This is a genomic window from Paenibacillus sp. FSL H8-0175, assembly GCF_045040615.1.
Taxonomy (GTDB): Bacteria; Bacillota; Bacilli; order Paenibacillales; family Paenibacillaceae; genus Paenibacillus_AQ; species Paenibacillus_AQ odorifer.
This window is the reverse complement of record NZ_CP150299.1, coordinates 1,999,963-2,013,386: the sequence shown is the minus strand read 5'-3', so window position 1 is coordinate 2,013,386 and position 13,424 is coordinate 1,999,963. Positions and strand designations below refer to the sequence as shown.

General features: G+C 45.2%; 12 protein-coding genes. All 12 read right to left on the bottom strand.

What is annotated here, in order from left to right; genetic code table 11:
- Window positions 1-261: 261 nt before the first annotated feature.
- Window positions 262-1,218: a 4-hydroxy-3-methylbut-2-enyl diphosphate reductase gene (locus MHH46_RS08610; protein WP_076126427.1), complete on the bottom strand. Its 957-nt coding sequence runs from the start codon at window positions 1,216-1,218 to the stop codon at window positions 262-264.
- 59 nt (window positions 1,219-1,277) lie between these two features.
- Window positions 1,278-2,744: a cell wall metabolism sensor histidine kinase WalK gene (locus MHH46_RS08605; protein ID WP_076126425.1), complete on the bottom strand. Its 1,467-nt coding sequence runs from the start codon at window positions 2,742-2,744 to the stop codon at window positions 1,278-1,280.
- A gap of 1 nt (window position 2,745) precedes the next feature.
- Window positions 2,746-3,435 (bottom strand): response regulator transcription factor, encoded by a 690-nt coding sequence (locus MHH46_RS08600; RefSeq protein ID WP_076126423.1) that lies wholly within the window; start codon window positions 3,433-3,435, stop codon window positions 2,746-2,748.
- 105 nt (window positions 3,436-3,540) lie between these two features.
- Entirely contained in the window at window positions 3,541-5,217 is a 1,677-nt protein-coding gene (locus MHH46_RS08595; protein WP_076192816.1) for a S1C family serine protease, read from the bottom strand.
- Between the two features lie 236 nt (window positions 5,218-5,453).
- Window positions 5,454-6,107 carry a response regulator transcription factor gene (locus MHH46_RS08590; RefSeq protein WP_036684464.1) on the bottom strand — a complete coding sequence of 218 codons (654 nt, stop codon included), beginning with the start codon at window positions 6,105-6,107 and terminating at the stop codon, window positions 5,454-5,456.
- A gap of 3 nt (window positions 6,108-6,110) precedes the next feature.
- Window positions 6,111-7,187 (bottom strand): sensor histidine kinase, encoded by a 1,077-nt coding sequence (locus tag MHH46_RS08585; RefSeq protein WP_076126420.1) that lies wholly within the window; start codon window positions 7,185-7,187, stop codon window positions 6,111-6,113.
- Window positions 7,188-8,264, bottom strand: coding sequence for a cell wall-active antibiotics response protein LiaF (liaF, locus tag MHH46_RS08580; RefSeq protein ID WP_305953552.1), 1,077 nt, complete (start codon window positions 8,262-8,264; stop codon window positions 7,188-7,190).
- 236 nt (window positions 8,265-8,500) lie between these two features.
- Window positions 8,501-8,644, bottom strand: a complete 144-nt coding sequence (locus tag MHH46_RS08575) for a hypothetical protein (RefSeq protein WP_156113077.1) — start codon at window positions 8,642-8,644, stop codon at window positions 8,501-8,503.
- Window positions 8,645-8,790: 146 nt separating this feature from the next.
- Window positions 8,791-9,639 carry a 3D domain-containing protein gene (locus MHH46_RS08570; protein ID WP_256717209.1) on the bottom strand — a complete coding sequence of 283 codons (849 nt, stop codon included), beginning with the start codon at window positions 9,637-9,639 and terminating at the stop codon, window positions 8,791-8,793.
- Between the two features lie 136 nt (window positions 9,640-9,775).
- Window positions 9,776-11,716 (bottom strand): threonine--tRNA ligase, encoded by a 1,941-nt coding sequence (thrS, locus tag MHH46_RS08565; protein ID WP_076192819.1) that lies wholly within the window; start codon window positions 11,714-11,716, stop codon window positions 9,776-9,778.
- Between the two features lie 506 nt (window positions 11,717-12,222).
- Window positions 12,223-12,393: a toxin-antitoxin system HicB family antitoxin gene (locus MHH46_RS08560; protein WP_036684471.1), complete on the bottom strand. Its 171-nt coding sequence runs from the start codon at window positions 12,391-12,393 to the stop codon at window positions 12,223-12,225.
- An 11-nt stretch (window positions 12,394-12,404) separates the two neighbouring features.
- Window positions 12,405-13,247, bottom strand: a complete 843-nt coding sequence (locus tag MHH46_RS08555) for an SPFH domain-containing protein (protein ID WP_036684473.1) — start codon at window positions 13,245-13,247, stop codon at window positions 12,405-12,407.
- Between the last annotated feature and the right edge of the window lie 177 nt (window positions 13,248-13,424).

Genomic DNA, 13,424 nt, shown 5'->3' with positions numbered 1-13,424 from the left:
TTATAACTCCCTCTCTACATTTAAAATTTATAATAATTCCGTTAAATACTATCGCGCTACGACGCGTGTTCGCTTTTAAGCTTTTATGCTTTTAATCACTAAAGCAATTTTACCTCAAAAAACGATTATAGTCAATCTATATTCTAATTCCTATGCCGGAAGCGTTCTTTCGATAAAAAAGAGCACTTAACCTCGACTGACGAAGTTAAGCGCTCTTGTTGCAGCGTTCATAATATATAAGTTCGAGCCTAGCCCAATACATTAAGTAGTACTTGCACTCTTATTCTTAACCGGTGGCAGCAGCTTCGCCATATTCACTGTACGTTTGATCTCCCACGTCTCCGGATTAGCCGAATCATACTGATCTAAGTAGTTAATCACTTCTTTGGTGATAGGTGTAGGTGTGGACGCGCCAGAAGTGACCCCGACGATATTTACACCCTCTAGCCATTCTGTTTGGAGTTCAGACACATCAGAAATACGATGGGCAGGAACCCCAGCGATTTCTTCCGACACCTGTGCCAGACGATTGGAGTTGTTGCTTCGCGGATCACCGACAACAATCACCAGATCACATTGCCCCGCTTGTTCCGCCACAGCCTCTTGACGTACCTGGGTAGCCATACATATCTCATTATGCACTTCAGCACCTGGGAAGGTCTCTAGAAGCTTTTTCATGATGTGTTTAATATCCCACTGGCTCATAGTAGTCTGATTCGTAATGACAATACGTGAAGAAGAGATGGATAACGTAGCAATCTCATCTTCTTTTTCAATCAGATGCACATGCTCAGGGGCAATACCCACAGCACCCTCCGGTTCCGGATGGCCTTTTTTGCCGATATAAATGACCTCATAACCGTCATCTACTTTTTCCTGAATAAGATCATGGGTCTTCGTGACATCAGGACAGGTAGCGTCGACCGTAGTTAGACCCTTGTCTCTAGCCATCTTGCGTACCTCAGGAGAAACCCCGTGTGCAGTGAATATGACGGTCCCACTATCCACTTTATCCAGAATATCCAGACGATTATGTCCGTCCAAAGTAATAATGCCATCATCTTCGAACGAATTCGTGACATGACTGTTATGAACAATCATACCCAGTATATAAATCGGCCGGGGAAGATCGAGATTTTGCGCAGCCTGCCGTGCCATAACCATTGCATCGACAACTCCGTAACAATATCCCCGGGGAGAGATTTTAATGACTTCCATGAGTTCACCAGCTTTCTGCTTTCATTGACATCTGTAATAGGACACTTCTAAATTATACCCTATTCCAGCGGCGGAGCAAAGAGAAGCGGCAACCAGATGACAAAAGTGGTACCCTCACCTTGGCGTGTAACAACCTCCACAGACCCACCATGCTCGTCAATAATCCACTTAGCAATGGATAAGCCAAGCCCAATCCCTTCCGTAATTCCACGCGATTCATCTGCACGATAGAAACGGTCAAAGATATATGGAACCTCATCTTTATCCATACCAATCCCTGTATCAGTGATCCGAATGCCAATCTGATTCTGATAGAAGAGGGTATCCAAACTCACGATGCCTGAAGGCGTGTACTTAAAGGCATTATCAATAAAAATAAAGAGCATTTGCTGTAGATAATCTTTATTCCCAACTATATATTTGCCATTTAAGACTGACATATCACCTGTAACCCACTCGGCTTGACGGGGCAGGAAAGAGGCGCGGCGCGCAATCTCATTCATCATCGGTTCCAGTGCCACGGGCTCTATATCAAAAGTACGTCCAGTATCCGCACGCGCGAGCGAGAGCATATCCGCTACCAAGCGGCTCATACGCTTAGACTCGTCTGCGATATCCTGCACCGATTCAAGCGATAGCTGGCGAATCTCAGCTTCACTCATCTTCCCTTCTCCGGGTTCCATCTCCCAAACCTTTTGCAGCAGATCAATATTTCCGCGGATCGTAGTGAGCGGTGTCCGAAGCTCGTGTGAAGCATCTGAAACGAAACGGCGCTGAGCCGCATACGAATCCTCCAGCTCTGTGTAGAACCCTTCCATACGCCCAAGCATACTGTTAACGGTCTCAATAAGTCTTCCTATCTCGTCTGGCGGCCCATCGTATTCAATCCGCGAGCTTAAATCATTCCCCGTCTGAATCCCATTCGCAGCTTCAATTACTTTGCCGATTGGACTCATGGATTTGCGCGCAAGGAACAAACCGAAGGTAAATGCCGCGATCAGGGTAGCAAAAGAACCTACGAGTAGTATATTTTTTAAACGCTCCAAGAGCTTGTCTTCCGAATTTGACGGTGTTGCCACCTGCAGAAGGGCCACAGGACTCTTATTCAAGTCATATATCGGTATCTGATAAACCATCAAATGATATCCGCCAAGCGTAGTCTGTTTGAACCCGTGAGCTTTATCAATATCTTCCAGTTTCGGAACATCGAATTGGATATCTAGATAATGCAAGTTCTCTGACTTTTGCAGGTTCTCATTATTATAGATATAGGTTTGCACCAGAATATTAGCTTCTTCCAGTTTGTTGCCGAAGAAGGGGTTTATGCTCACACTTTGCAATGAACCGTCATACGCCCAGTTAGGATTGAGATTGGTTACAAGCTGCTCACCCTGTTTTTGTATACGATCCTTCAAGTCCCCATAAGTATTAAAATAAACAAAACCGTAAATTGCGGCTGATAAGGCCAGCAGCATAACGGCCAAAATCCCTGAATACCAAGCAGTCAGCCGCAATCTTATAGACATGTTAGTTGTCACCTCTTAGAATGTAACCGGCACCCCGGATCGTTTGAATGAGGCGTTTACCGCCATGCTCCTCCGTCTTTTGACGTAGCATAGCTATGTATACCTCAAGCACATTAGATTCACCGCTATAATCATAACCCCATATTTTATCCATGATCAGATCCCGTGAAAGCACACGTTTCGGATTTTGCATAAAAAGATGAAGCAGCTCAAATTCCTTTGCTGTTAGCTCCAGTCTTTTACCGGCGCGGGTAACCTCACGTGAATCCACATCCAGCGTAATATCTTCATAAGAAACCGCTTGCTCTCCACCTTCGTTTTGCTCACTCTTACGCCGAAGCAGCGCACGTACACGTGCAAGCAGTTCTTCCAGCGCGAAAGGTTTAACCAGATAATCGTCCGCACCCAGATCAAGCCCTTTTACACGGTGCTCAATTTCATCCTTCGCGGTAAGCATGAGAACAGGAACATTACTGCCCCCTTCCCGCAAGCGGCGACATACTTCAAAGCCATCCACCTGAGGCATCATTACATCCAAAATTACCACATCCGGATCACTGCTCAAGATTGCCCGTAATCCATCCGCTCCATTCACCGCTGTTTTCACATCGTAACCTTCAAAAGCTAAACCTCTACGCAGCATAGAAATAATCTTTTCGTCATCATCAATAATTAGAATATTCGGTCGCATCAAGCAGCCCCCATTGTTCAGTTCTTTTTATATATTGTAGCAGTTTACATCACAATTAGACAAAAACGGAAGGGTCGCCCCTTCCGTGTGACTTACCGTCCGGTATTATTGCTGCTGACTTTGTTGTGTAGTCGTTGTATCAAAATCATTTTTGTTACCGATGGTAACTGAGAGATCCATGGTTTTACCGTCGCGCACAACATTTAATGTTACTTTGTCACCAACTTTTAACGTTTGAATGAAAGTAATCAGATCTTGGTTGGTTGCATACTTCGTTCCATTCGCACCGGTAATGATATCGTAAGGGCGCAGGTCAGCGGTATACGCTGGGGATTTATAGATGATATCTGCAACCACAGAACCTTCTTTAATATCCGTACCCATTTGCTTAGCAACCTCATCTGTAATCGTCATAAGAGTTGCACCAATGAAAGGTACTGGCTCTTTCGGAATGGCTTGGTTGGCTTCCAGTTTATCTACGACTTCTTTAATCGTATTCACAGCGATTGCGAAACCAATACCTTGAGAATCCGTGCTGACGGCTACGTTCATCCCAATTACCTGCCCATTCATGTTGAGCAACGGCCCACCTGAGTTACCCGGGTTGATAGAAGCGTCGGTTTGCAGCAGGTTTTTGTAATTACGTGTTCCACTGCCATCTTCTTCGTTAATATCAATACTGCGTCCTTTTGCACTAAGAACACCGGAAGTTACAGTATGGTCGAAGCCTTGCGGGTTACCGATAGCAACCACTTCTGAACCTACCTTTATGCTATCCGAATCTCCCAGTGCTACTGTAGGGAAATCACTATCTCCTTCAATTTTAAGCACAGCCAAATCCAGATCTTTGCTAGAACCTAGCAGCTTCGCTTCATAAGGCTTGGTTACGCCATCCACGGTGACTTGGATTACATCGGCATTGTCAATTACGTGCTGGTTGGTCAAAATATAGCCGGATTTCTCATAAATGAAGCCTGTTCCAATTCCATAAGGGATAAGCTGTGATGAAGAATCCGATCCTGATTTGGAATCCTGTTCATTTTGGGAAGAACCATTTCCACTGTATTGATCCCCGAAGAAAAATTGTGAGAAGGGATCACTCAGATTCGGGCTGGATGAGCTTCCATTACGCGAATTAGATTTAACTAGTGTCTCAATCTTAACAACTGCTGGTCCCACCGCATCAACAACACCTGTCACATCACGAGATCCAGTCACCAAGGATGTAGTAGAAGTAGAAGGCGCAACACCTGCACTCTCGCCCGTTGTCTTCGCCGTTCCATTCGTTCCGGAGCTAGCAACCGTTGTAGCTGTATCTCCCGTAAACCAGTTACCTCTGTCTGCCATATACATTGAGCCCGAGAGAACGACCATACCGGCTAGGAATGATACCAGCACTGTTTTTAACGAGCTTTTTGGTTTTTTATTATATTGCCAGCCGCCGCCACCTTCAGAACCGCCACCGCCATTTCCTCCGCGGCCACCACCATTGCCATCATAGCCAGTGGTGCGAAGCGATGTGTTATAAGGTAATGGCTTTACAGGCTGTGGAGGTGTAACCTCGACACGTTCTGGCTCCATCCGATTGTAGTGCTGTGCGCCACCGTCAGTGTTATTCTCGTCTTTGTTCAAAGATTTAAAAGGTCCGTAAGAATAGTAGTATGATGATGATCCTGCTTCAGATGAATTATTATTATTATTGCTGCTATTGTTATTATTGTCCCATTCCCGATCTGGTGCTGGTCCATTGTCGCGATTGAAGTTGTTTTTGTTATCGTCCATGTTTATCTTTCCTCCTGCTTCCTGTCGCCGTGACAAGGATTAATTTGTTTTCATGTTCTTATTTTGTACTTTAAACCTTAAGGTCACATTAAAAACAATTTAAGCGCAGATAAAAGATATAGGCAAATGGGAGGAGATTAGGCAGGAAAGTAAAAAAAGAAGCTCGGGCGCGAAAAACATCGCGGCCCGAGCTTCTAAAACCATTTCAAATAGTAATGCACCTTAGTCTACAAGTCCTACCCCTGAGCCCAGCCCTTCCGATGAGCGTAAATAGCCAACTGGGTACGGTCATCAAGCTCGCATTTCATCAAAAGATTGCTGACATGCGTCTTCACTGTCTTGATGCTGATATGCAGCTCCTCACCGATATCCTTATTGGTCTTGCCCTCAGCTATAAGCAGCAGGACTTCCTTCTCACGCTCTGTTAAACCGGAGGAATCACCTTGCACGGTGCGCTGGCGAATACCACGGGTCAGCGCCTGTGACACATCACCCGTCATGACTGGCATGCCGCGGTAAGCCCCTTGCAATGCGTAGATTAACTCTTCTGCCGACACTGTTTTGAGCACGTAGCTGACTGCACCAGCCTCTATAGCATCTACAACAAGATCATCCTCCAGGAAGCTGGTGAGGATCACGATTTTGAGGCCAGGAAATTCAGCCAGCACTGCTCTTGTGGTCTCGGCACCATTCATCACTGGCATCATCAAATCCATCAGCACGAGGTCAGGCAGACCTTCATGTCCACCCGCACGCAGCATCTCCAGCGCCTCTTGTCCATTCGCCGCCTCACCGATGACCTCGAATGTAGGCTCCAGCATTAGATAAGTTTTGAGGCCCATCCGTACCATATCATGATCATCTACGAGCAACACTTTTATGACACTCATGCTCTACTCCTCCTCGTCCTGTGTATCTGTTCCTAACGATCTATTCTGCTCTAATTCTGGGTTCCCTTGAACAAACTTAGGAATATGTACACGGATCGTCGTTCCCGCACCCTTGCGGCTAATAATCTCCACTTGCCCACCCAGTTTCTCCGCCCGTTCGCGCATGGTGGTGAGACCGTAGGAGCCTTGTTTTTGCTGCACATGTTCAAAACCTTGACCGTCATCACTAATACTCAACACAACTTGTCTTGATCCTTCACGCAGCGATAGACTCACCAGTCTAGCCCCGGCATGCTTCACGATGTTCGCCATCGCCTCTTGAATAATTAGGAACAGCTGATGTTCGATTGCTTCCGATAACTCGCCCTGAAGTTCGAGCTCCTTCATTCCTTTCAAGCCATTCTGGCGGCAATAATCGGGAAACCATTTTTCCAGCGCCTCGAACAGATTTCGACCTTCCAGCTCCACCGGACGCAGTTGTGCAATTAATGCTCTCATTTGTTTTTGTGCCATCTGAGACATTGTAATCAACTGGTCCATGACCATTTGACCTTGAGCTTCATTGACCTTCAGCACTTTAGGCAGCGAAGAAGCCGACATATGGATGGCAAAAAGCTGTTGGCTCACCGTATCATGCAGATCCCGGGCCATACGCCTTCTTTCCTCCAACACCGCACTCTCCGCTGCCTGTTCCTTCTCAATAACCTCTTGTTCACCCAATCGCTGTAGCAGTTGCATCTTATTCTCGACCGTATCCATCATGACATTAAACTCGTGATACACTCGGGCAAAAGACTGATCGTCACTTTCTGGCATCCGCACGGACAGATTTCCTTTGGCTACCTGCAGCATATTCAGATCCAGATGATCAATCCGGCGCTGAATCCGCTGGCCTGCCATATAGCCGATAACTACGGTGAACAACACAATCCCGAGACATAAGTACAGCCACATCCGATAATCCTTCACTTCGATATAACCAAGGCAAGTGCCTGCATACATCAATCCTGCACTTACCGCTCCAGTGAGCAAAAAGTAAAACAACAGCAACCATTTGGTATTACTGAAGATTGTCCCCATCTAACCCACCGTTTTAACTTTAATGTCACCTATAAATGCACTTACATTTATACGGACTTTTTTGCCTGCTTCTTTATAATAAGGAGTCTTGCACTGTACACTGCTCATAAAACCACTGCGAGACTGATCCAGAACTTCCATATCCCCGATAAAAGAACTGCTGTTCACCGAGATGCCAAGATCCATATCATTCGGAATGTACACTTTAATGTCGCCTATAAAAGCGGAAATATTAATCCTCGTTTCGCCATAAGCAATCTGTGCATTCGTCAGATCCAGTACGGTATCGCCGATAAACTGCGAGATATTCGTGTTCTTCAGTTGGAAATGCTCGCGCCCCATGTGGACATCTCCGATAAAAGCAGAACGATTGGTCGATTCCTTTTGATTATTTGATTCATGGAATTCCTCATGCCATTTACCATGTCTATGTGCATGACGCTCATGACGTTCCTGACGTCTGCGCTCGTGTCGTTCCTGCTTCTCTTGCCAACGTGCTTCAGCGCTGGACTTATAAGATCCTGTTTCGTCCTCATCGTCTTCTTCATCTTTTTGAAGATAGTCCTTCCAGTCGCGTTGACCAGAAGCCTTGCCGAATTTTTGCTCAAATTGTTCATCAAGTGTGGAATCCAGTGGTTTGGGCGGCTCCACATCTAGTGAGCTTTTTCCTGAAGGAAAGTGATCTGGTGGTGACGGTGGAGCTGGTGGCACAGGTGGTACTGAACCGCGTGGTTTAAAAATCACATAAAGTCCGCCGCCAATCAACATAACTGGAATGAACATTTTGAAAAAATCCCCGGCCGAAATATCGAACCAATCTAAATTCCGTCCAAGGAAAAACACTCCGATCGCCAGAAAGAAAAAGCCGCCGATAGGTGAAGAACCTTTGGATTGTCCATCCCCTGTACCTAAAAGCCGGTTCATTCCCATTAGGATCAAAATTACCGGCCAATAATTCGAAATCAGGTAACCTAAGCTGAAATCAGTGTAACCTAATTGTCTCAGTAGAAACATAGCTCCAATCCCTATCAGGATCAGGCCGCCTAAAACCTGGCTGGTGAACCTTCTTTTCATCATTCATTTCCCCTTTAAAGTAGTGGAACGCTCTCTTCTTCAATCTTATAGCCTTAGTCTACAGGAATGAAGTACTGAGAAACAGCGGCGAGAGAAGGAACTTCCCCTCAGTCTCTAGACTGAGATGAATGGGATAAAATTCTATTTACTTCATTATATATGAAAAGAGACTGTCCCTCAGTAATTAACTGAATTGGACAGTCTCTTTTTTTCAGCAGTCTTCTGCTTCAGTCAGCGCATTATTGTTGCGGTTTCTGAGCTGGTTTAGAAGTATTTCCACTTTGCTTAGTAGCGCCGTCATTCTCAACAGCAAACTCAGCATTGTATTTTTCATTTGGTGTTTTGTAATTTTCTTGTACTTTAGATTTCTTGTTATTGGCCACGGAATTCACCTCCTTTTCTCTTATGCAGCATAGAATATGCTTACTAAGAGAACATCTCGGAAGAGGCAATTGCTTTGCCCCAGTCCGTATTATGGCAAGGTGATGTCACTATTATGCATGACCAAGTGAAAATAAGTTCAATCCCTTTAAATGGATTCTTCGAGCATGGATTGCGGTACTGCTTTGTAAGTCTCAATCGCTTGGCTCAGCTTCTTCAGCATGACTTCCGTACAAGTCCCGTTACCACGCTTAATGAGTTGAACTACAACTGATTTTTTGCCCCATTCCTTATACACCTGTTTCGTAGTAGCAAAATACAGATCAATCTTCCGCCCTTTAATAGCCGAGCCTGTATCAGCAACTATGGCATATCCATAGCCCGGTATATAAAGAATACTCCCCAGCGGCAAAACCTTAGGGTCCGCAGCAATGGTTGAGACTGTATTTTTGTCTCTGCGCACTTTTACCCCTGAATAGGTAATTCCATATTCGGGATGCTTAGATGTTTTACCTGTAGATTCATAACCCGCAGTATATCCAGTCGCCATCACTTTCATTGAAGTAATGATCTGGTCTTCCGCAGGTGCGGCTACAGGAATAGAATTTGGTAACTGTTTGGAAGATCCGCTGCCACCGTTTGTTTTAGTGGTTGGAGCTTTGGTGCTCTGCGGTGCCTTCGTCGCTGCTGGTTTATTTTTTGTTGTTGCAGGTATTACAGGTGCGACGGAATGCGCCTCGTTTGACATAAGTGTGGCACGGCCAGTCGCAAGAATGACCTTATCATCTGTAGTTCTCATAAACACAGAATTAGCCTTGGTATATTGCAACTCGTTCGATAGCGTTTTGTTAATACCCGTGTGCTGTAAAGTGTCTCCTGTCCCAATGGCCCCTACTGCCTGTTGCTTAGATTCTGGAATGATTCCAGCAGCGGTCAATAGCAAAACGATGGTGACAAAAAGACACCAAAACCTCTGAAATATGCCCATTTTGTTCATGTGAAAAACCTCCCCCTTATTAGCGAAGGTTTCCCGATTCACAAAATTTTATACATGAAGATCAGAAGTTGATCCTCATTGGCATATAACAGAGGTCTTATTTAGACGTAATTTTGGTGTTGATAATTACAAGAAACTAGGAGATCACACGATCAGCAATTTCCTGAGACAAGAGCTCAATCACTTCTTGAAGCGGCTTAGCTCCAATGTCGCCTTCCCCGCGTTTACGGATGGAAACCGTCTGAGCGTTTATCTCATTCTCGCCAACTACGAACATGTATGGCAGTTTCTCAAGCTGAGCTTCGCGAATCTTATAACCCAGCTTCTCATTGCGGAGATCTGCTTCAGCAGAGATACCACGGCGACGCAGCTTGTCTGTAACTTCCTTGGCATAATCGTCGAACGCTGTCGATACAGGAATTACTTTAACCTGCTGTGGAGATAACCAAAGCGGCAGCGAGCCCGCAAAGTTCTCTAACAGGAAGGCAACGAAACGTTCCATTGTACCCAAGATTCCGCGGTGTAAAACGACTGGACGGTGTTTTTGACCATCATCGCCGATATATTCCAGTTCAAAACGTTCAGGCAGCAAGAAGTCGATTTGTACAGTAGACAGAGTCTCTTCTTTACCTAATACAGTCTTAATTTGCACATCAAGTTTAGGACCATAGAATGCAGCTTCGCCTTCTGCTTCGTAGAACGGCAGTCCAGCTTCCTCTACAACCTCACGCAACATCCGCTGTGCAGTTTCCCACATTTCGTCATTCGCATAATATTTCTCAGTATCCTTAGGATCACGATAGGACAACCGGAAACGGTAGTCATTAATACCAAAGTCACTGTATACCTGTTTAATCAATTCGATTACACGAATGAACTCGCCTTTAATTTGGTCCAGACGGCAGAAAATATGGGAGTCATTAAGAGTCATCGAGCGCACACGGTGTAAGCCAGTCAATGCGCCTGACATTTCATAACGGTGCTGGATACCAAGCTCAGCAATACGGATCGGCAGATCACGGTAGCTGTGCATCGAGCTCTTATAAATCATCATGTGATGCGGGCAGTTCATTGGACGAAGAACAAATTCTTCATTGTCGATAGTCATCTTAGGGAACATGTCCTCTTGATAGTGCTCCCAGTGTCCTGAAGTTTTGTACAGTTCAACATTACCCAGAACTGGTGTGTATACATGCTGATAGCCAAGACTTGCTTCCAGATCTACGATATAACGCTCCAGAATACTGCGCAATTTAGCACCCTTAGGCAACCAGATTGGCAAGCCTTGTCCTACCAATTGATTAAATGTAAAGATTTCAAGCTCTTTACCAAGCTTCCGGTGATCGCGTTTCTTCGCTTCTTCAAGCAGACGAAGATGCTCATCAAGCTGAGCTTTTTTAATCCAAGCTGTGCCGTATACGCGTTGAAGCATCTTATTCTTGCTGTCGGCGCGCCAGTAAGCACCGGCTACATTCATCAATTTAAAGACTTTGATCTTAGCAGTCGACGGCACATGGGGTCCACGGCATAGGTCGAAGAATTCTCCTTGTTCATAGATAGAAATTACGCTATCTTCAGGCAATGCCTCGATCAATTCCAGCTTGTAAGGATCACCTAGCTCACCGAAAATTTCAAGGGCTTCCTTGCGGCTAACTTCTTTGCGCACGATCGGCAGGTTCTCCGAAATTATGCGGTCCATTTCCTTTTCGATTTTGAGCAAATCTTCAGGATTTAGAGGATGTTCCAGATCCATATCGTAGTAGAAGCCATCTTCAATGACCGGACCTACACCAAGCTTAACTTCTTTTGTTCCGAACAAACGTCTAACCGCTTGAGCCATCAAGTGAGCTGTACTGTGACGCATAACCTCCAGACCTTCAGGTGAATCCAAAGTTACGATCTCTACCAGTGCGCCCTCTTCAAGGGGAGTAGATAAATCTACAACGATACCGTTCAATTTCCCCGCTGCTGCATTTTTGCGCAGGCCACTGCTAATAGAAGCTGCTACATCATCAATACTGCTACCCTCTGCGTATTCACGGACAGAACCGTCCGGAAGCTTAATACTTACTGACATTGCTAATTCCTCCTTCATATAATTAAGCCTAAGGGCCCTTTAACCTTTGCGGAACAATAATATCCACGCACACAAAAAAACGCCCGTCCCGCAAAGGGACGAGCGATTACACCCGTGGTTCCACCCAAATTCGATTCTCTCTAGCCTCCCTTGAATCCTCAAGCGGAGTGAAGATAGAATCCTTCGTAAGCATGGAGTAACGACCATGAACCGGCAGCTCTTACTATCCCATTGCAGGGAGTTCAAAACCGCAGCTACAAAGGGGTAAATCGAAAGCAGGATGCCGGAGGAAATTTCAGCCTAAGTTTCCTCTCTCTGAACGGTCCAGAACAATCAACTCATATCTTCGTCAATGCTGTTAACGTGAATTATGGAGTAATTATAAATCTGTCCTCTCTGACAGTCAAGTCAGAAAAGGGTCCAAAATGATAGAAACACAGTCAGAAGACACACATAAGGACTGTTCTTGCAGCCAATACATGGATGCTGAAACAGCCCTTCTATGGTTATTCCTCTCGCCGTTTTTTTTCAGGTAAGCGGCCTGCACGTTTCAAAGACTCACGCAACAAGTATTCGATATGTCCGTTTACGCTGCGAAATTCCTCTCCCGCCCATCGTTCCAGCGCCTCATGTAAATCCGGATCAATCCGCAGTGGAAAGCTTTTCTTGGCCGCCATGATGCACCGCCTTAGTACAACGAGCCGGCGTTAATGACCGGACTCGCTCCGCGCTCCGACACGATCGCAACCATCAGATTATTAATCATCGCCGCTTTGCGTTCCTCATCAAGCTCAACCACGCCACTCTCTTTAAGCTGTTTAATCGCCATATCGACCATGCCCACGGCGCCTTCAACAATGATTTGACGAGCGGACAGAATTGCAGATGCTTGCTGACGTTGCAACATTGTACTGGCAATCTCTGTGGAATAAGCCAAGTGTGTGAGCCGCGCTTCAATGACCTCTACACCAGATATCGACAAACGTTCTTGCAGCTCGGTTGCCAATTCTTTAGCAATCTCATCTGCATTGGCCCGCAGGGACATGCCCGATTCATTGAAGTTATCATACGGGTATTTACTGGCCACATGACGCAGCGCTGTTTCACTTTGAATTTCCACAAACGCCATATATTTATCTACATCAAAAAGCGCTTTTGCAGAGTTAATTACCTTAAATACGATAACTGCAGCAATTTCAATCGGATTACCTTCCACATCATTAACCTTCAGCTTGACACTGTTAAAGTTACGTACGCGGAGGGAAACCGTCTTGCGCAAACTGAACGGAATGACTGCAAACAAGCCACTTGTCACGATAGTCCCTACATATTGCCCGAAAAAGGTAACTACAACCGACTTATTGGGCTGCACAACCGTAACACTTGTACATAATACCCCAGCTACAACGAACAGAATGACTGGCACTGCGACATACTCTTGAACCGCACCATAAATTCCCCCAGCTAAACAAACTGCAATTAAGGCGAGAACCCAAAATCCACTGACAGGACGAAGCGTTTTCTCTTTCATAGAAGCACCCCCACTAGATATTCTTTTGATATGATTATGATATCACTTTTGGATAATAATGTGAATGGGTAAAAAGAAATAAAAAAATAATTTTATGCTCACATTTATATAAAACTTCGTTAAAAGGCGTACTCCACACCAACCTTAGTTTGTGTAGTTAACATTAGTTCATAGTGT

Coding starts and splice junctions, on each gene's coding strand:
- MHH46_RS08610 (WP_076126427.1), bottom strand. CDS start 1,218: ATGGAAGTCATTAAAATCTCTCCCCGGGGATATTGTTACGGAGTTGTC.
- MHH46_RS08605 (WP_076126425.1), bottom strand. CDS start 2,744: ATGTCTATAAGATTGCGGCTGACTGCTTGGTATTCAGGGATTTTGGCC.
- MHH46_RS08600 (WP_076126423.1), bottom strand. CDS start 3,435: ATGCGACCGAATATTCTAATTATTGATGATGACGAAAAGATTATTTCT.
- MHH46_RS08595 (WP_076192816.1), bottom strand. CDS start 5,217: ATGGACGATAACAAAAACAACTTCAATCGCGACAATGGACCAGCACCA.
- MHH46_RS08590 (WP_036684464.1), bottom strand. CDS start 6,107: ATGAGTGTCATAAAAGTGTTGCTCGTAGATGATCATGATATGGTACGG.
- MHH46_RS08585 (WP_076126420.1), bottom strand. CDS start 7,187: ATGGGGACAATCTTCAGTAATACCAAATGGTTGCTGTTGTTTTACTTT.
- liaF (WP_305953552.1), bottom strand. CDS start 8,264: ATGATGAAAAGAAGGTTCACCAGCCAGGTTTTAGGCGGCCTGATCCTG.
- MHH46_RS08570 (WP_256717209.1), bottom strand. CDS start 9,639: ATGAACAAAATGGGCATATTTCAGAGGTTTTGGTGTCTTTTTGTCACC.
- thrS (WP_076192819.1), bottom strand. CDS start 11,716: ATGTCAGTAAGTATTAAGCTTCCGGACGGTTCTGTCCGTGAATACGCA.
- MHH46_RS08560 (WP_036684471.1), bottom strand. CDS start 12,393: ATGGCGGCCAAGAAAAGCTTTCCACTGCGGATTGATCCGGATTTACAT.
- MHH46_RS08555 (WP_036684473.1), bottom strand. CDS start 13,247: ATGAAAGAGAAAACGCTTCGTCCTGTCAGTGGATTTTGGGTTCTCGCC.